General features: G+C 71.6%; 17 protein-coding genes. 2 read left to right on the top strand and 15 right to left on the bottom strand.

Annotated elements, in window-relative coordinates:
* Window positions 1–248: 248 nt before the first annotated feature.
* The 10 genes from kynU to E6P78_RS22525 all read right to left on the bottom strand — a co-directional run bounded on the left by kynU (window position 249) and on the right by E6P78_RS22525 (window position 10,645).
* Window positions 249–1,445 carry a kynureninase gene (kynU, locus tag E6P78_RS22570; RefSeq protein WP_136205449.1) on the bottom strand — a complete coding sequence of 399 codons (1,197 nt, stop codon included), beginning with the start codon at window positions 1,443–1,445 and terminating at the stop codon, window positions 249–251.
* Window positions 1,438–2,286, bottom strand: a complete 849-nt coding sequence (locus E6P78_RS22565; RefSeq protein ID WP_136205448.1) for a tryptophan 2,3-dioxygenase family protein — start codon at window positions 2,284–2,286, stop codon at window positions 1,438–1,440. Before E6P78_RS22565 ends, kynU begins: the two co-directional genes overlap by 8 nt.
* 158 nt (window positions 2,287–2,444) lie before the next feature.
* On the bottom strand, window positions 2,445–2,858 hold the full coding sequence (locus tag E6P78_RS22560) for a DUF3151 domain-containing protein (RefSeq protein WP_136205447.1): 414 nt from the start codon (window positions 2,856–2,858) through the stop codon (window positions 2,445–2,447).
* 253 nt (window positions 2,859–3,111) lie between these two features.
* Window positions 3,112–4,278 carry a MalY/PatB family protein gene (locus E6P78_RS22555; protein ID WP_136205446.1) on the bottom strand — a complete coding sequence of 389 codons (1,167 nt, stop codon included), beginning with the start codon at window positions 4,276–4,278 and terminating at the stop codon, window positions 3,112–3,114.
* A 96-nt stretch (window positions 4,279–4,374) separates the two neighbouring features.
* On the bottom strand, window positions 4,375–5,397 hold the full coding sequence (gene fbaA / locus E6P78_RS22550; RefSeq protein ID WP_136205445.1) for a class II fructose-bisphosphate aldolase: 1,023 nt from the start codon (window positions 5,395–5,397) through the stop codon (window positions 4,375–4,377).
* A gap of 201 nt (window positions 5,398–5,598) precedes the next feature.
* Window positions 5,599–6,138 carry an orotate phosphoribosyltransferase gene (pyrE, locus tag E6P78_RS22545; RefSeq protein ID WP_136205444.1) on the bottom strand — a complete coding sequence of 180 codons (540 nt, stop codon included), beginning with the start codon at window positions 6,136–6,138 and terminating at the stop codon, window positions 5,599–5,601.
* Window positions 6,139–6,374: 236 nt separating this feature from the next.
* Window positions 6,375–7,172, bottom strand: coding sequence for an aldose 1-epimerase (locus E6P78_RS22540; RefSeq protein WP_136205443.1), 798 nt, complete (start codon window positions 7,170–7,172; stop codon window positions 6,375–6,377).
* Between the two features lie 21 nt (window positions 7,173–7,193).
* Window positions 7,194–8,348 carry an SRPBCC domain-containing protein gene (locus E6P78_RS22535; RefSeq protein ID WP_136205478.1) on the bottom strand — a complete coding sequence of 385 codons (1,155 nt, stop codon included), beginning with the start codon at window positions 8,346–8,348 and terminating at the stop codon, window positions 7,194–7,196.
* Between the two features lie 92 nt (window positions 8,349–8,440).
* A complete protein-coding gene (locus E6P78_RS22530) occupies window positions 8,441–10,039 on the bottom strand; it encodes a polyamine aminopropyltransferase (protein WP_136205442.1) in 1,599 nt (532 codons plus the stop codon).
* An 84-nt stretch (window positions 10,040–10,123) separates the two neighbouring features.
* Window positions 10,124–10,645 (bottom strand): DUF2617 family protein, encoded by a 522-nt coding sequence (locus E6P78_RS22525; protein ID WP_136205441.1) that lies wholly within the window; start codon window positions 10,643–10,645, stop codon window positions 10,124–10,126.
* A 784-nt stretch (window positions 10,646–11,429) separates the two neighbouring features.
* Between E6P78_RS22525 and E6P78_RS22515 the strand changes: the two genes are divergently transcribed.
* Window positions 11,430–12,614, top strand: coding sequence for a pyridoxal phosphate-dependent aminotransferase (locus E6P78_RS22515; protein ID WP_136205439.1), 1,185 nt, complete (start codon window positions 11,430–11,432; stop codon window positions 12,612–12,614).
* Window positions 12,615–12,694: 80 nt separating this feature from the next.
* Here the strand turns inward: E6P78_RS22515 and E6P78_RS22510 are convergent, their stop codons facing one another.
* From E6P78_RS22510 to clpB, 4 genes are all read right to left on the bottom strand, one after another.
* Entirely contained in the window at window positions 12,695–13,021 is a 327-nt protein-coding gene (locus E6P78_RS22510) for a hypothetical protein (RefSeq protein ID WP_240799322.1), read from the bottom strand.
* A gap of 20 nt (window positions 13,022–13,041) precedes the next feature.
* Window positions 13,042–13,527, bottom strand: a complete 486-nt coding sequence (locus tag E6P78_RS22505; protein WP_136205437.1) for a prevent-host-death family protein — start codon at window positions 13,525–13,527, stop codon at window positions 13,042–13,044.
* Window positions 13,528–13,715: 188 nt separating this feature from the next.
* Window positions 13,716–14,288: a YbjN domain-containing protein gene (locus E6P78_RS22500; RefSeq protein ID WP_136205436.1), complete on the bottom strand. Its 573-nt coding sequence runs from the start codon at window positions 14,286–14,288 to the stop codon at window positions 13,716–13,718.
* Between the two features lie 170 nt (window positions 14,289–14,458).
* Window positions 14,459–17,053, bottom strand: a complete 2,595-nt coding sequence (clpB, locus tag E6P78_RS22495) for an ATP-dependent chaperone ClpB (protein WP_136205435.1) — start codon at window positions 17,051–17,053, stop codon at window positions 14,459–14,461.
* 216 nt (window positions 17,054–17,269) lie between these two features.
* Here clpB and E6P78_RS32900 point away from each other — a divergent pair, with 216 nt between their 5' ends.
* A complete protein-coding gene (locus E6P78_RS32900) occupies window positions 17,270–17,674 on the top strand; it encodes a TIGR03618 family F420-dependent PPOX class oxidoreductase (protein ID WP_168712682.1) in 405 nt (134 codons plus the stop codon).
* 99 nt (window positions 17,675–17,773) lie between these two features.
* On the opposite strand, the gene E6P78_RS22485 is transcribed toward E6P78_RS32900, so the two are convergent.
* On the bottom strand, window positions 17,774–18,094 hold the full coding sequence (locus E6P78_RS22485) for a hypothetical protein (protein WP_018522262.1): 321 nt from the start codon (window positions 18,092–18,094) through the stop codon (window positions 17,774–17,776).
* Window positions 18,095–18,283 lie beyond the last annotated feature (189 nt).

Raw genomic sequence — 18,283 nt, 5'->3', positions numbered from 1 at the left:
CGGCCAACTGGCCTGACCTGCGGGGACGGTACCAGTACGGGAGTCCGGCACGCCCACCGGGAATCGACGCCGGGGACCACCGTGTACGAAGCGGGACGGACGCCTCCGCGCGCCCTCCGTTACCCCCTCCGCGACCCGTGCCGAATCGGGCGCGACGCCGTCCGTTACCCCCTCCGCGACCCGTGCCGAATCGGGCGCGACGCCGTCCGGCGACCGGGGCGAGCCGGTCACCGGACGGATGCGGCAGCCTACGCCGCCGGGGCGCCCAGAACCTCCGCAAGCACCCGCGCCGCGCGTTCCGCGTCGGCGAACCCCACGTACAGCGGTGTGAAACCGAACCGCAGCACATCGGGCCGGCGCAGGTCGCCCACGACACCGCGTGCGATCAGCTCGGCCATCACGGGCTCGGCGTCCTCGCACCGCAGCGCGACCTGGCTGCCGCGCTCCCGGTGGGCGGCCGGGGTGACCGAGGTGACCCGGCCCTCGGGGGCGTACGCCTCGACGCACTCCAGGAAGAAGTCCGTCAGCGCCAGGGACTTGGCCCGTACCGCGTCGATCCCGACCCCGTCCCAGACGTCGAGGGAGGCCTCCAGCGCCAGCATGGACAGGATGTCGGGGGTGCCGACCCGGCCCCGGACGGCGCCCTCGGCCGGGCTGTAGCCGGGCGTCATCGCGAACGGGTCGGCGTGCGACGTCCACCCCGGCAGGGGCGAGTCGAAGGCCGCCTGGTGCCGCTCGGCGACGTACAGGTACGCGGGCGAACCGGGGCCGCCGTTGAGGTACTTGTACGTGCAGCCCACCGCCAGGTCCACGCCGTGCTCGTCCAGACCGACCGGGAGAGCCCCCGCGCTGTGGCACAGGTCCCAGACGGCCACCGCGCCGGCGGCCCGTACCGCGGCGGTGAGCCCCGGCAGGTCGTGCAGCCGGCCCGAGCGGTAGTCGACGTGGTTGAGCAGGACGGCGGCGGTACGCGGACCGAGCGCGTCCGGGACGTCGGCGGGGGCGACCGGGACGATCCGGTGCCCGGTCATCCGGGCCGCCGAGGCCGCGATGTAGCCGTCGGTGGGGAAGGTGTGCGCGTCCACCAGGATCTCGTCGCGGTCCTTGGGTGCCAGCCGGGTCGCGGCGACGAGGGCCTTGAAGACGTTCACGCTGGTCGAGTCGCCGACGACGACCTGGCCCGCGGCGGCCCCGACGATCGGGGCGATGCGGTCACCGATCCGCTCGGGCGCCGTCCACCAGCCGCTCTCGCTCCAGGACCGGATGCGCAGCTCGCCCCACTCGCGGGTGAGGACCTCCTGCACCCGGGCGGGCACGTGGCGCGGCAGCGCGCCGAGCGAGTTGCCGTCCAGGTAGACGGTGTCGTCGAGGGTGAACAGCTCGCGCAGCGGCGCCAGGGCGTCGGCGGTGTCGAGCGCCTGTGCGCGCTCCCGGAGGTCAGACATGGCTGCGGGCCGTCCAGAGCTCGGGGAACACGTTCTTCGTGGCGCGCTTCTCCAGCCAGGCCACCCCGGCCGAGCCGCCGGTGCCGGTCTTGGAGCCCATGGCCCGCCGGGTCGCGAGGAGGTGGTCGTTGCGCCATCGCCACACCAGCTCGCCCACATCGGTGAGCACCTCGCCGAGGCGGACCAGCTCGTCGTTCTGGTCCGGGTTGGCGTAGATCGCGGTCCAGACGGCCTCGACCTCGGGCGACGGCTCGTACTTCCGGGTCAGGTCCCGGCCGAGCACGGCCTCGGGGATCGCGTGACCGCGCCGGGCGAGCAGGGCGAGCGCCTCGTCGTACAGACCGGGCTCGCCGAGCGCCTTCTCCAGCTCCGCGTGGACGCGGGGCGCGCCCCGGTGCGGCACGAGCATGGACGCGGACTTGTCGCCGAGCAGGAACTCCATCCGCCGGTACATGGCCGACTGGAAGCCGGAGCCCTCGCCGAGCGAGGACCGGTAGGAGTTGAACTGGGCGGGGGTGAGCTGGGCGAGCGGCGTCCAGGAGGCGTTCAGCGCCTCCAGCTCGCGCAGGGACCGCTTCAGCGCGTCCTGCGCGACGTCGAGCCGGTCCCCGCGCATCGCGTGCGCGGCGGTCTCCCACTCGTGGACGATGACGGTGAACCACAGCTCCATGACCTGGGTGGTGACCAGGAAGACCATCTCGCCGGGGTCGTCCGAGCGGAGCTGCTGGAGATGGGTCAGGACATCCGCCTGGACGTAGTCCTCGTACGGAGTCGTTCCCGCGAAGTCGAGGTGCGGGGTCTGCGCACCGGTGGCTTCGGGGTCGGGGTGAATCGACGACATCGCTGTCTCCTCGACACGAGCTTCCGGGTAGCGGTCCGCCCCTTCCGTGAGGTGGTGGAGCTCCGGTCCCCTGTCCGCATCCTAAACGCCGCCCCCGGGGACGCGCAGGCCCCGCGGGCGCGGGTGCGCGCTCGCGGGGCCTGCGGTACGGGGTCGGGTCAGCCGAGGGTTTCGGCGGCGGTCGGCGAGGAGTCGCGCAGGAAGGTCGCGCAGCGCTCGTACTCCTCCTGCTCGCCGATCGCCTGTGCGGCCCGCGCGAGGGCGTGCAGGGCCCGCAGGAAGCCGCGGTTCGGCTCGTGCTCGAACGGTACGGGGCCGTGGCCCTTCCAGCCGGCCCGGCGCAGCGCGTCGAGACCGCGGTGGTAGCCGGTGCGGGCGTAGGCGTACGACTCGACGACCCGGCCGCCCTCGAACGCCTCGTCGGCGAGCTGCGCCCAGGCCAGCGAGGAGGTCGGGTACTTCGCGGCGACGTCGGCGGGCGCGGTGTCGGCGGCGAGCAGTTCGCGCGGCTCCGGGTCGTCGGGCAGGTGGGTCGGGGGAGGGCCCCCGAGCAGGTTCTCGTGGATCGACATGCATCCAAGTGTGCCTGGCCCCGGCGCCCCTTCAAGCCCGCCCTTCAAGCCCGCCCTTCAAGCCCGCCCTTCAAGCCCGCCCTTCGAGCCCGCCCTTCAAGCCCGCCCTTCGAGCCCGCGCTTCGAGCCCGCGCTTCGAGCCTCTCCGGCGGCTGTGCCCTCCGGCGGCTTTCCCTTCAAGCCCCTCCGGCGATTGAGGAGCGGGGTCCGGGGCAGAGCCCCGAAACCGGCCGCAGCCGCGCCCACACCGCCGCTACGCGGCGCCCCGCACCGCCTCCACGCCCCGGATCAGCGCCGCGAGCCCCGCCTCCACCTTGCTCCGCGGGCACCCCACGTTCAGCCGCACGAAGCCCTCCGCCCCGTAGGTGCTCCCAGGCATCACCGCGACGCGTTCGCGTTCGATCAGCACCCGCTGAAGCGCCTCGTCGTCCTCGACTCCCGCGCGCCGCAGATCGATCCAGGCCAGGTACCCGGCCTGCGGAGGCTCCCACTCCAGGGCGGGGAACGCACCGTTCAGCCGCTCGGCGACGAGAGCCAGATTCTCCGCGACGTACGCGCGTACCGCGTCCAGCCACGCCCCGCCCTCCCGGTACGCGGCGATGTGCGCGGTCAGCGAGAGCACCGCCGGGGACGCCAGGCCCTCCGCCGTCTCCATCCGGCGCAGGAACTCCGTCCGGTCCTCCGGCCGCCCGATGAGGCCGTACGAGCCGGTCAGCGCCGGGAAGTTGAACGCCTTCGAGGCCGAGGTGATCACCGCCCAGCGACCGTCACCGCCCACCCGGGTCCACGGCACGTGCGGCCGCCCGTCGTGCACGAAGTCCGCGTGGATCTCGTCGCTGATCACGGCCACCCCGTGCCGTGCGGCGAGCGCCGCCATCTCGGCGAGCTCGGCCTCCGTCCACACCCGCCCCGACGGGTTGTGCGGCGAGCACACCACGAGGACCGTGCTGTCCGGCCGCGCGAGCTCACGCTCCAGCGCGTCCGTGTCCCCCAGCGGCACACCCCGCAGCTCCCGCCCGAGCCCGGTGACCGCCTTGCGGAAACCGTCGTACGTGGGGGTGTGCAGGACCACCCCGTCCCCCTCGGCCGTCCACATCTGGAGCAGCTGGGAGAGCTGGCTGAGCACGGAGGGTGCGTACACCAGCCGGTCCGTGTCGATCGTGGTGCCGTACCGGGTCGCGTACCAGTGGGCGATGGCCGACCGGAAGTCGTCCTGCCGCCAGTCCGTGTAGCCGAACACGCCGTGGTCGAGCCGGGCCCGCAGGGCGGCCAGCACCTCGGGGGCCGTCTCGAAGTCCATGTCGGAGATGGTGAACGGCAGCAGCCCGTCCACCCCGAACCGGTCCGCGACCCCGTCCCACTGGACGCACCAGGTTCCGCGGCGGTCGATGACGGTGTCGAAGTCGTAGGACGTGCTCACAGCTGTTCCCTCGGATCGTGCGTGCCGGACACGGACATGCCGTGGGCCCGGCACCCCGAGGGGGTTGCCGGGCCCACGCCACACATCCGTACGGAATTACTTCAGCTTGGTGCCGGTGGACCGCAGGTTGGCGCAGGCCTCCGTGACGCGCTTGGCCATGCCGCCCTCGGCGGACTTGCCCCAGCTGCGCGGGTCGTAGACCTTCTTGTTGCCGACCTCGCCGTCGACCTTCAGCACACCGTCGTAGTTGCTGAACATGTGGTCCACGATCGGGCGGGTGAAGGCGTACTGGGTGTCGGTGTCGAGGTTCATCTTCACGACGCCGTTCTCCAGCGCGGTGGAGATCTCCTCGGCGGTGGAGCCGGAGCCGCCGTGGAAGACGAAGTCGAACGGGGAGGTCTTGCCGTACTTGGCGCCGACACCTTCCTGGAGGTCCTTGAGGAGCTCCGGACGCAGGACGACGTTGCCCGGCTTGTAGACGCCGTGCACGTTGCCGAAGGAGGCGGCCAGCAGGTAGCGGCCCTTCTCGCCCAGGCCGAGCGCCTCGGCGGTGCGCAGCGCGTCGTCGACGGTCGTGTAGAGCTCGTCGTTGATCTCGTGGGTGACGCCGTCCTCCTCGCCGCCGGTCGGGGTGATCTCGACCTCAAGGATGATCTTGGCGGCGGCGGCCTTGGCCAGCAGCTCCTGGCCGATGGCCAGGTTGTCGGCCAGCGTCTCGGCCGAGCCGTCCCACATGTGCGACTGGAACAGCGGGTTGAGACCCTTGGCGACGCGCTCGGCGGAGACGTCGAGCAGCGGGCGGACGTAGCCGTCCAGCTTGTCCTTCGGGCAGTGGTCGGTGTGCAGCGCGACGGTGATGTCGTACTTGGCGGCGACGATGTGCGCGAACTCGGCCAGCGCGACCGCGCCCGTGACCATGTCCTTGTTGTACTGGCCGCCCAGGAACTCCGCGCCGCCGGTCGAGATCTGAACGATGCCGTCGCTCTCGGCCTCCGCGAAGCCACGCAGGGCAGCGTGCAGGGTCTGGGTCGACGTCACGTTGATGGCCGGGTAGGCGAACTTGCCTGCCTTCGCCCGGTCGAGCATCTCGGCGTAGACCTCGGGGGTTGCGATGGGCATCTGTCCGCTCCTTGGGATGTGCGGGTGTGCGTTGCTGGGTCCCTGACCTGGGGGCGACGTCATCGTCGCCCCCATCTTCCCAGACTCCGGTCCCGGCTCCACCCGGCGGAGTCCCCCAGCGTTCACGGCCCCGGTTCGCAGAGGTACGACAAAGGCGGTCGGTTTCACGTGAAACCGACCGCCTTCGCGGAGAACCGCAGGTCACCCCAGGCCGAGGTCCGAAACCGTGTACACGTGGACGTACGGGAGGCCCGCCTCGGCGATGGCCGGAGCCGCACCGCGCTCCACGATCACGGCGACGGCGACCACCTCGCCGCCCGCCTCGCGCACGGCCTCGACTGCGGTCAGCGGCGAGCCGCCGGTCGTCGAGGTGTCCTCCACGACGAGGCAGCGCCGGCCCTTGACGTCCGTGCCCTCGATCCGGCGCTGCATCCCGTGGGCCTTCTGCGCCTTGCGGACGACGAAGGCGTCCAGCTCCTGGCCACGGGCCGCGGAGGCGTGCAGCATCGACGTCGCGACCGGGTCGGCGCCCAGCGTCAGACCGCCCACGCAGTCGTAGTCCAGCTCCGCCGTAGCGTCGAGCATGACCTGACCGACGATCGGAGCGGCCTTGCCGTCCAGCGTGATGCGGCGCAGATCGATGTACCAGTCGGCCTCCAGGCCGGAGGAGAGCGTCACCTTGCCGTGTACCACGGCCTTGTCCTTGATCTGCTGGAGCAGCTCAGCGCGTACGTCAGTCATGGCTACGAGGATAAGGCGCCCGCTTCCGGCCGGTGTCCGGGCTCGGAGCCAGTGCCGGAGCTTCCGAGCGCCGGCGCCGACGCCTCCGAGCCGGTACCGACGCTTCGCAGGCGGCTCCGCACTCCGAGCCCGTGCCGACGCTTCGGAGGCGGCCCCGTGCTCAGACCCGGTGCCGACGCTTCGGAGGCGGCCCCGTGCTCAGAATCGGCGCCAACGCTTCGGAGGCGGCCCCGTGCTCAGAGTCGGCGCCAGCTCCACGTGGTCGCGATCTCCAGCGGATCGACCGGGGTGACATAACGCGGGGCGGTGTTCAGCCCGTTCGGCGGGCCGGACTGCGGTTCCACGCAGACCGCCTCGTCCTGCTCGTCGTAGATCACGACCCACTCGGACCGGCTCTTCACGGTCAGCGCCAGCCGCTGCGGCCAGGTGAGGGTCACGTCGACGCCGTCCGGCATCCCGAAGCAGTCGTCCCACGGCCCGGCCGACGGCGGAATCCGGCGGCCGGTCGGCAGATGGTTCTCGCCGCGCTCCTCCTGCCAGGCGGCGTCGAAGTCGATCCGGACCTCCTCGCCGCTGTCGAGGCGGCGGCGGAACCACGGGTGCCAGCCCGCCTGCGCCGGGAAGGAGTCCCCGTACGTCTCGATGCCGAAGGCCAACGTGAGGGAGTCCTCGGCCAGTTCGAAGGTCTGGGTCACCCGGCCCGGGTACGGCCAGGGGTCGGTCAGGTCGTAGTAGAACGACGCCTGCGTATCGCTCTCCAGCGCGGTGTGCCACGCCGTGTCACGGCCGGTGCCGTGGATGGCGTGCGGCGGGGCGGTCAACGGCAGTTGGTGCAGGACACCGCCGTCGCGGAACTGTCCGTTCTCGGTGCGCCCGCACCACGGCACCATCGGGAAGCAGCCGTACCGCTCCCCCTGCCGCAACAGTTCGGTGCCGCCGATCCGCAGGCTGCTGATACGGCAGCCGTTGGCGGGGTTCACGGTCAACTCTGTGTCGCCGACGGAGAGCCGGACGTCCTTCTCGCTGCTGCTCACAGGACGAGCCTACTGGCGCCGCTACCTCCGGCGCCGCAAGGCCCGGCTCACGACCACCGCCGAGGCGAGGGCGAGCGCGGCGGCCGGGGCGACCCAGCGCAGCGTGGCACCCGCGCCGCCCGCGTCGGGCGAGGGCACCGGTGAGTACCGGCCGCGCGGCGGGGCATGGTCGACCTCCTCGGCGCTGCGCCCGATCATGGTGCGCCGGGCGTGCGCGGCCTCGGCCGGCGGCTCGTCCGGGACGGTGAACTCGATCCCGGCGACCGGGTCCAGCGACGACGGCGGAATCGGGGCGTCGAACACGGACTCGCCCTCCGCCGACTGCTCCCCGTCCTGCTCCCCCGGCTGCTCCCCCCGCTGCTCTCCGCCGGGCGCCTCGTCGGCGGCGGCCTCGTGCGTGGGCAGGACCTCGTCGGCGCCGCCCAGCGGCCCGGACGCGGTGATCGGGGAGCCGGCCGAGGGCTCGGGGCCGGTCTGGTCCGCCTCCTCGGCGGCCTCCTCAAGGGCCTGCTCCACAGCTTCCCCGACAGCCAGCTCGTCCGCCGAAACGGCGGCCGCGCCCGGATCACCCGCGTCCCCGCCGGAAGCCTCACCACCCGGCGCCTCGCCGCCGGCCACCCCATCCCCCGCAGCCTCGCCACCCGAGCCACCCGGCGCCTCGCCACCCGAACCACCCGAACCGCCCGGCGCCTCGCCACCCGAACCACCCGAACCGCCCGAGGACTCCCCGTGCGCGGCCAGCGACTCCGTCACCAGCTGCTGCGCGAACCGGTCCAGCAGCCGGTGGGCCGTAGACAGCGCGGCCGCCGGTTCGAGGTCCCGCAGGCGCCCCTCCCCGCTCACCGTGCCGTCGAAGGCGATCGACGTGCCCTCGTCGCCCTCCGTCAGCCGGAGGGTCAGCGTCAGCTTCGCCGAGCCGCCGCCCCGGGCCTCCGCGCCCTCACCCTCCACCAGGACGGCGTACGCGGAGTCCACGTCCGGGTCGTCCGGCAGTGGGGTGAGGCGCAGCGTGCCCCGGTAGGTGATGGTGTGGCCGCCCGCCCGGATTCTGAGCCGGCCGGCCAGCGGGCCCGTCGACGCGTCGGCGTCCTGCTGAAGCCCGGGGACGCAGCGGGCGACCCGGACGGGATCGCCCAGCGTCCGCCGCAGGGCCGGGACCGGAACCGGAACGAACACCTCATGCTCCATGGAAACCGAGCCTACTCAGCCCCGGCCGTCGCGTCAGCGCTTCCGCACCCGCAGCCGCCCGGGACCGCCCGCCGGATGGCTCACCGCTCCTCCCAGTAGCGCGGGTGCACCAGCGTCGACGGCTCCAGCCCGGACAGCCGCCCGGCCTCCGCCCTGCGCCCCGCGTCCAGCAGCCCCGGCAGGGTCAGGGAGCGCAGCGCGGGCGCCCGCGGGTCCAGGCCGAGACCGGGCCGCGCGGTCGCCGCGGCCAGCAGGAACCCCCAGCCGTGGTTTCCGTCCGTGCCGCCCGGGGCCCGGTTGGGGCCCACCGCGTAACCCGAGCAGCGCCCGCTGACCCGATAGGGGCGCGGACGCAGTCCGGCCGCCCGCATCGACGCGTCGACCGTCCAGTACGTGCGCGGCCGGCCGACGGGCGGGCCGCCGTGCACCACCACACGGCCGCCCGGCGCCAGGGCCTCGGCGACCAGGCCGTAGAACTCCGCCGAGTACAGCTTCGTGCTCGCCGAGATCCCCGCGTCCGGCAGATCGGAGATCACCACGTCGTAGCGCCCGTGGGCCGTGCGCAGCCAGGTGAACGCGTCGCCGGTCACGGTCGTCACCCGGGGATCGTCCAGCGCGTGCCCGTTCAGCGCGGAGAGCGCGTGGTCCGTACGGGCCAGTCGGGTGACGGTGGGGTCCAGCTCCACCAGCGTCACGCTCCGCACGTCCGGGTAGCGCAGCACCTCCCGCGCCGCCAGCCCGTCGCCGCCGCCCAGGATCAGCACCCGGGCGTGCGTCCCGTTCATCGCCGGGTGCACCAGCGCCTCGTGGTAGCGGTACTCGTCGCGCGAGCTGACCCGCAGCCGCCCGTCCAGATAGAGGTCCAGGGAGCTGCGGCCCGCACCGGTCAGCACCACCTCCTGCACATCGGTCTGCACGGCGACCCGCACCTGGTCCCCGTAGACCGCGCGCCGCGCCGCCCGCTCGAAGTCGTCGGCCAGCATCGCGGCCGCGGCCAGCACGGCGATCACCGTCACGTTGGCGGCGATCAGCAGCCACCGGGACCGGGCCGGGACGTCCCGCCGGAACACCCACAGCACCAGCGCCCCGCCCGCCGCCGCGTTCACCGCGCCGGTCAGCAGGGCGCCGGTGAGCTGCCCGAGCACCGGCAGCAGCAGGAACGGGAAGGCCAGCCCGCCGACGAGCGCCCCCACGTAGTCCGCGGCGAAGAGATCGGCGACGGCCCCGCCCGCGTCCTGCCGGTCCACCCGCTGGATCAACGTCATCAGCAGGGGGATCTCCGCACCGATCAGGATGCCGATCGTCAGCGAGAACCCGACCAGGGCGTACCGCGACTCCCCGAACCAGGCGAACGACGCGTAGAGCACGAGCGCCGAGAAGCCACCGACCAGGGCGAGCGCCGCCTCGATCAGCCCGAAGCCCACCGCGGCCCGGCTGCGTAAACGTTTCGCGAGCAGCGAGCCGATCCCCATCGCGAACACCATCACGGACAGCACGACGGACGCCTGGGTGACCGAGTCACCGATCAAGTAGGAGGCGAGTGCGACCAGTTCGAGCTCGTACACCAGTCCGCAGGCCGCGCAGACGAAGACGGCCGCCAGCACGAGATACCGACCGGTCCTCGGCCGGACGGGAAGCCGCGCCGCGCCCCCTCGCAGCGACACATGCTGGTCGATCATGCCGCGAACGCTACGTCACTGATCCGTCGCCGCTTGTCACCCACAAGTGTGTAACCGGCGCACCCGCGGCGAAGCCGGCGCCCGTCACAGCGCCGCCGCAGGCATGCGCACGCCCACCCGGGTCCGCGTCACCACGAGCTGCCCCTCCTGCGGGTACGCGTGCCAGGTGCGCCACCGCACCTGGCCCTCGGTCCGCTGGGCGAGCATGGCGGTGAAGGCGTGCGGGCTGCCCGGGAACGTACCGGCCAGGCCGTGGGGGTGGTCGGCGACGAGCGCCAGCAGCTCCTGGGCGCGGCCGGCGAAGGAGCCCGCGCCGAGGGTCTCGACGCGGGCAGCGAACTCGTACTCCCAGTCGCCGATGCGTTTGGCGACGCCCAGGGGCAGCGGGGTGCTGCTGCCGGGCATGCAGGCGACGGTCTCGGAGCAGCTGCCGTGCTCCTCCTCCAGGAGGACCTGGTGGGAGGCGCCGAGCAGCCGCAACTGCATCGTGGCGCCCGCGAGCTGGAGGTCGAGGACGGCCAGCGCCGGGAGCGGTTCACGCCCCAGCGCCCAGGCGAGATCGGCGGCACGGGTATCGGAATAGGCCGTATGAAGGGTCGTGAGCATGGGTCGGCTCCGCAAACACGCATGGACACATGGACAGGGGACGCCCCCGCGTCGTGCGCGTGGGAGGTGGGAAGCGCCCGATCAGGTCCAACTGGGGTCCGAGGGCTGGATGTTCTCTCCACCGAGGGAATCACGAACTACGCCGCACTCACAGCGTTTTTGCCCAACTTGCCGGGGTTTCCATCCCCCCGGGGGCCTTCCGCTCATCTGTTCACCGCAGACGCGCCGTAGGGCCCAACAAAAAGGTGCCCGGCGGGACTTGGGGCGCGCAACGCACGTCCCGCCGGGCACCTCGCGGATCAGCTGCCCCGTGTCAGCTGCCTCCGCCGCATCCGCCCCCGCCGCCGCAGGAGGAACCCCCGCCGCACGAATGGCCGCCTCCGCAGGAATGGCCACCGGAGTGGCCACCGGAATGACCGCCCGAGTGGCCGCCCGAGTGGCCGCCGCTGCCGCAGGACGAGCCCCCGTCCGCGCCACCGGCCCACCAGCTGCCCCCGGCCGTCCCGCCGCCCACCACTCCGCGCCGCCTGCCGCGAACCGGCGTACGCCCCTGCCCGCCGGCCCCCGCCGGCTTCGCCACGAAGGCCACGAAGGCCACGAGGCCCACGACCAATACGACCGGGATCACCCAGACCACGACACCACGCATGACCTCACGTCCTTCCGTCCCCCGAAGCGAGGCCCCCGCTCCGCGCCGGTTCCGGCGTGGAGGGGAGATGCCCTCGCCCCGGCGGGCCCAAAGCAGACTTGAGCAACTCCAGAGCTTGCGCGCAGGATGACGGTCATGACACAGGGACGACCGCTGCTCAACCGCCGCCTCGCCGAGTTCGGCACGACGATCTTCGCGGAGATGTCCGCGCTGGCCGTCCGCACCGGAGCCATCAACCTCGGCCAGGGCTTCCCGGACACCGACGGCCCCGAGGAGGTCCGCGAGGCCGCGGTCCGCGCCCTGCGCGCCGGGCAGGGGAACCAGTACCCGCCCGGCCCCGGCGTCCCCGAGCTGCGCACCGCGATCGCCGCCCACCAGCAGCGCCGATACGACCTGGCCTACGACCCCGACACCGAGGTCCTGGTCACCGCCGGCGCCACCGAGGCCATCGCCGCATCACTCCTGGCGCTCCTGGAGCCCGGTGACGAGGTCATCGCGCTGGAGCCGTACTACGACTCGTACGCCGCCTGCATCGCCATGGCGGGCGCCACCCGCGTTCCCGTCACCCTGCGTCCCGACACCTCGTCCGGCACCTACCGGCTGGACCTGGACGAGCTGCGCGCGGCCGTCACCCGGCGTACCCGGCTGCTGCTGATCAACACCCCGCACAACCCCACCGGCACCGTCCTGACCCGCGAGGAACTTGGCGCGATCGCCGAGCTGGCGTGCGAGCACGATCTGCTGGTCGTCACCGACGAGGTCTACGAGCACCTGGTGTTCGAGGGCGAGCACCTGCCGCTGGCCGGCTTCCCCGGCATGCGCGAGCGCACGGTCACGATCTCGTCCGCCGGCAAGACGTTTTCGTTCACCGGATGGAAGATCGGCTGGGTCACCGGGAGCCCCGAGCTGGTGACGGCGGTCCGCTCGGCGAAGCAGTTCCTGACGTACGTCTCCGGCGGGCCCCTCCAGTACGCCGTGGCCGAGGCGCTGCGGCTGCCCGACCGCTTCTACGAGGAGCTGCGCGCGGATCTGCTGGCCAAGCGGGACCTGCTGTGCGCCGGTCTCACGGAGGCCGGGTTCGCGGTCTACCGCCCGGCCGGCACGTACTTCGTCACCACCGACATCCGCCCGCTCGACGCGTCCGGCGACGGGATCGCGTTCTGCCGGGCGCTGCCGGAGCGGTGCGGTGTGGTGGCCGTCCCCAACGCCGTCTTCTACGACCACCGGGACCAGGGCGCGCCCTTCGTCCGCTTCACGTTCTGCAAGCGGAAGGGTGTGTTGGAAGAGACGGTTACCCGCCTCAAGCGATTGGCGGTCTGACAGGGGGCGCGAAAAGAGCGCCGCCGGTTCGCTTCGGGGTGCGGGACCTGCTCAAGCCCCGCTCCCGAAGTGATCACGGTTCACTCGGTGTCTTTGGGATGTCGCGGGGAGGCGTACACGAGGATCACGGTGGAAGTCTCCGGGCTGACCAGGTAGCGCACTCGACCACCGCTGGTGACCTCGTACTCCCACTGGTCCAGGTCGGAGCCCTTCCACACTTTGGTGGCGTGCCTGCCGCGCAACTGGTGCTGGCGATTCCAGTTCGACCGGGTCAGGGGGGCACCTCGGAGAGCATCCAGGCAGCGATGCGCGCTCGGCAGGGCCACACGACACAGTTCCTCCCAGCCCGTCACCGCCTCTGTGGTCCCGAAGACGACGTTCCACCCGTCGAGGGGCGGAACGCTCACTCGGTCTCCTTTCTTCGGGCTCACCCACGCACCTCGACCTGACCGAGGTCATCACCGTCGAGCGGACGCAGCGATTCCCTGAGCTGCTCGGGATCGGCATTGATGCGTGCCGTGGCGCGCCAGGAGACGATCGCGCGGTGCACAGCCTCTCCCGCCCCTAGTTCGGCGGCGTCCGACAGCGCTTCAAGAAGCTCGACAGTGAAAGCCCGAACCTCTTCCGCGTCCAGGTGTCGCGCCCAGGGGAACACCTCGGGCAGCGCGAGGAGGAGCGCCCTGGCACCGTCGTCCTGCTTCATCAGTGCGAGGAAGAGCCGCGAGGCGGTGGTCAGGTTCTCCTCCGCACCCTCCGCGCGTACAGCCGTGGTCAGCACCATGTCCGGCGCGTCCCGATGGGTGACCCGAAGCCGTCCCAGGGCAGCAGCTCTGGCGGCGACACCTTTGGGGTTGCGGGAGAGATCGGTGAAGGAGACGGATTCCGTTTCGGCTTCCAGACGCACGGTAGACATAATCAGAGCTTACTCAGATCACGATCTGATTTCAAGGGGGACCGTCCGGCCTTCGATGCGCGCGCGTTCACCTTCTGCAAACGGCCCGAAGTGCAGGAGGCCGTCAACCGGCTCAGGAAGCTCGACACACCGCGAAGCCCGGCACGGAGGTTCCCGTGCCGGGCTTCGCGGTGTGGTGCGGTGGTGGCTCAGGCGTCCGGGGCGGCCGTCTCCGTGCCGTCCGCGCCATCAGCCGCCTTCTCCTCGGCCGGGGCCAGGCCCAGGCGCTCCAGCAGCCACTTGTCGAACTCGATGGAGGCGCGCACCCAGCTGACCGTCGAGGAGACGAAGTGCTCCAGGGAGACGCCGGTGCCGATGAGCATCTGCGCCTCACCGATCAGGCGGACCGAGGGGCCGGCCTCCTCGGAGCCCTCCTCGGGCTCGTGGGTGTGCGTGTAGACCTTGGGCCACAGGGTGCGGCGGTTCCAGTCGTCGATCGCGTCGAGGAGGACCGGGCGCTGGTCCGTCTCGTGCGGGCGGTCGTAGAAGGTGCGGACCGAGAAGACCTGCTGCTCGCCCTCGCCGCGGAACATGAAGTACGTGCGGAATTCCTCCCACGGCGCGGCGAGGTCGCCCTCGTCGTCGACGACGTACTTCAGCTCCATCTGGTCCAGCAACTGCTTGACGAGGTCCTGGTCAGGGACGACGGGGCCCTCCGGTCCTGCCGCCTGCGGTTCGGGCTGGCCCCCGAAGTTAGGAATCGAGGACGGATCGATGCTCACCGTAATTTCCCTTCGTGCGGTTGGCTGCCATCCTCTCCCATGCCGGGCGGGGCATGGCAAGCCCGGAAGGCCCCGATCCGCCACAAGCTGATATCCGGCCGGTGGGGAACGGGGCCCTGGGCGTTCCGGTTACGCCGTGCGGGTTCCGGTTACGGGCGTCGGCGCACCGCTCACGTCGCCGCGCCGACGATCAGCCCGTCCTCGAACCGGTCCACGCGGACCGTGTCGCCGTCCTTGATCTCGCCCGCCAGGATCTCCTTCGCGAGCCGGTCACCGATCGCCGTCTGGATGAGGCGGCGCAGCGGCCGGGCGCCGTACGCCGGGTCGTTGCCCTCCTCGGCCAGCCAGGACAGGGCCTGAGGGGTGACCTCCAGGGTGAGCCGGCGGTCGGCCAGGCGCGCCGCGAGGCGGTCGATCTGGAGCCCCGCGATGTGCGCGAGCTCGTCGCCGGACAGGGCGGAGAAGACCACCAGGTCGTCCAGCCGGTTGAGGAATTCCGGCTTGAAGGAGGCCCGGACGATCTCCAGGACCTGCCGCTTCTTCTCCTCCGGTTTGGTCAGGGGATCGGTGAGGAACTGGCTGCCGAGGTTGGACGTCAGGATCAGGATGGTGTTGCGGAAGTCCACCGTCCGGCCCTGCCCGTCGGTGAGCCGGCCGTCGTCCAGGACCTGGAGCAGGATGTCGAAGACCTCGGGGTGGGCCTTCTCGACCTCGTCGAGCAGGACGACGCTGTACGGGCGGCGGCGGACCGCCTCGGTGAGCTGGCCGCCCTCCTCGTAACCGACGTATCCGGGCGGGGCGCCGACCAGGCGGGCGACGCTGTGCTTCTCGCTGTACTCGCTCATGTCGATGCGGACCATGGCCCGCTCGTCGTCGAAGAGGAAGTCCGCGAGCGCCTTGGCCAGCTCGGTCTTGCCGACACCGGTCGGGCCGAGGAACAGGAACGAGCCGGTGGGGCGGTCGGGGTCGGCGATGCCGGCGCGGGTGCGGCGCACCGCGTCCGAGACGGCCTGGACGGCCTCCGTCTGCCCGATGAGGCGCCTGCCGAGCTCCGCCTCCATGCGCAGCAGCTTCTGCGTCTCGCCCTCCAGCAGGCGTCCGGCCGGGATGCCGGTCCAGGCGCCCACGACATCGGCGATGTCGTCCGGCCCGACCTCTTCCTTGACCAGGGTCTCCTTGGGCTCGCGCGCGGCCTCCTGCTCGGCCTCGTCGGCCTCGGCCAGCTCGCGTTCCAGGCCGGGGATCTCCCCGTACAGCAGCTTGGACGCGGTGTCGAAGTCGCCGTCGCGCTGGGCGCGTTCGGCCTGGCCGCGCAGGTCGTCCAGGCGTTCCTTCAGCTCACCGACCCGGTTGAGGCCCTGCTTCTCCTTCTCCCAGCGGGCGTTGAGGCCGCGCAGCTCCTCCTCCTTGTCGGCGAGGTCGCGGCGCAGCTTCTCCAGGCGCTGCTTGGAGGCGGGGTCGGACTCGTTCTTGAGGGCCAGCTCCTCCATGAGCAACCGGTCGACGGAGCGCTGGAGTTCGTCGATCTCGACGGGCGAGGAGTCGATCTCCATGCGCAGCCGGGAGGCGGCCTCGTCCACGAGGTCGATGGCCTTGTCGGGCAGGAAGCGGGAGGTGATGTAGCGGTCGGACAGGGTCGCTGCGGCGACCAGCGAGGCGTCCGCGATCTGCACCTTGTGGTGGGCCTCGTAACGGCCCTTGAGCCCGCGCAGGATCGCGATGGTGTCCTCGACGGACGGCTCCGCCACCAGCACCTGCTGGAAGCGGCGCTCCAGGGCGGGGTCCTTCTCGATCCGCTCGCGGTACTCGTCGAGCGTGGTGGCGCCGACCATCCGCAGCTCGCCGCGGGCCAGCATCGGCTTGAGCATGTTGCCCGCGTCCATGGCGGAGTCGCCGCCGGCGCCCGCGCCCACGACGGTGTGCAGCTCGTCGATGAACGTGATGATCTGGCCGTCGCTCTCCTTGATCTCGGACAGGACGGTCTTCAGGCGCTCCTCGAACTCGCCGCGGTACTTCGCGCCCGCGACCATGGCGCCCAGGTCCAGCGAGACGAGCCGCTTGTTCTTCAGGGACTCCGGGACGTCGCCCTTGACGATGCGCTGGGCGAGCCCTTCGACCACGGCGGTCTTGCCGACGCCGGGCTCACCGATGAGCACCGGGTTGTTCTTGGTGCGCCGCGAGAGCACCTGGACGACGCGGCGGATCTCCTGGTCGCGCCCGATGACCGGGTCGAGCTTGCCCTCGCGCGCGGCGGCGGTGAAGTCCGTGCCGAATTTCTCCAGGGCCTTGTACTGGCCCTCCGGGTCGGGAGTGGTCACCCGTCGCCCTCCCCTGCTCTTCTCGAACGCGTCCAGCAGCTTCTTCGCACTGGCCCCCTGCCCGTCGAGGATCTCACCGGCGCGTCCGCCCTTCGCGGCGGTCCCGATCAGCAGGTGCTCGGTGGAGATGTAGTCGTCGCCGAGGTCCTTGGCGCGCTGCGCGGCGTCCGCGATGACGGCGAGCAGTTCCCGGTTGGGCTGGGGCGGTGCGACGGTCGACCCGGTCACGCTGGGCTGCGCGCCCAGGAGCCGTTCGGTCTCGGTGCGTACGGCGATCTGGTCGGCCTCGACGGCGGCCAGCAGATCGATGAGGTTCTCGTTGTCCTCGCCCGAGAGCAGCGCGAGCAGCAGATGCCCCGGGATCAGATCGGGGTGGCCGTCCTTCACGGCCCTGCTGGTGGCCGCGTTGATGGCGTCCCGGCTCCTGTTGGTCAGCTCGGCGTCCACGTGCGCTGTCTCCTCCTCGCGATGACGGGGTCCGTACTCACTGGTCTGACACGGTCAACGTGTACAAAGTTGAGTCTATTCCACTCAAGGCCGGTCGCGCTCAGGTTGAGCCCATTCCACTCAAGGCGAAAACGTGACCCGACCCTCGTTCGAGTGAAGCGGCCACCCCGGGAGCCCGCCACCGCAGCGCCCCGGGGCCCGCCTACGCTGGGGCCCATGGCAGTCGACGTACACCATCCCGGTCCCGATTACCTCGCGTTCTGGCGTGAAAACCACGTGTGCACGCTCACCACGGTCCGCCCCGACGGCACCCCGCACGTGGTGCCGGTCTGCGTGACGTACGACCCCGAGGCCGGTCTCGCCCGCGTCATCACCAACAAGCACAGCCGCAAGGTCGCCAACATCCTGGCCGCGGGCCCGGACGGGGCCCGCGTCGCGGCGTGCCAGGTGCACCGCCGCCGCTGGGCGACCCTGGAGGGCGTGGCCCGGGTCAGCACAGAGCCGGACAGGGTCGCGGACGCGGTACGCCGCCACACGGAGCGCTACGGGCGCGTTCCCTCGCCCAACCCGAACCGGGTCGTCATCGAGATCACCCTCGACCGGGCGCTCGGTCGCGGCTGAGCGCGTCCGGACACAGCACAACGACGCCACCGTGTTCAGGTCACGGTGGCGCCGTTGTGTGGGGGAGTGACTGAGCGACGTGGAACGACGGGGGATCGCTCAGGCACTGCGGGGGGTGGCGGAAATGGCTTCGGGTTCGAACAGCTGGTGGTCACGCTGTGCGAGGTTCACAAAAATCATGTCGTACCGGATGGCGCAGCGCACCGGCTGCGGCGCGCCCCGCGGCTTGCGCAGGCAACGGTAGGCGCGGACCTCGCCGTCGTCCTCGCGGGCGACGACGACCGGGTCGCCGAACAGAGTGACCATCAACGAGTCACCACGGTGGGGCAGCGCCGTGACGAGATCGATGAAATGCCACCCTGACCGGTAGGCGGTCGCCATCTCGCGCCGGAAGGTCCGGTCGTCCGGCGGGGTGGTCATGGGGCCGTGACCTTACGTGCAGGCAGGACATCCCATGAAACGTCAGAGGTGCTGAGCTCGTTCAGAGACGTGTTGTTCCAGGACACGTCCCCCCCGCCTGGACTCAGGACGTCCGCCCCAGCCGCCACGGCAAACGCCGTAGCGGCAAAGGCAACGGCGAGAACCGAGCGAAGCAATTTTTTGTACATG

It is taken from the genome of Streptomyces sp. A0958 (assembly GCF_004795035.1).
Classification (GTDB): domain Bacteria; phylum Actinomycetota; class Actinomycetes; order Streptomycetales; family Streptomycetaceae; genus Streptomyces.
The sequence above is the reverse complement of the archived record's forward strand: the minus strand, read 5'-3'. Positions and strand labels throughout refer to the sequence as shown.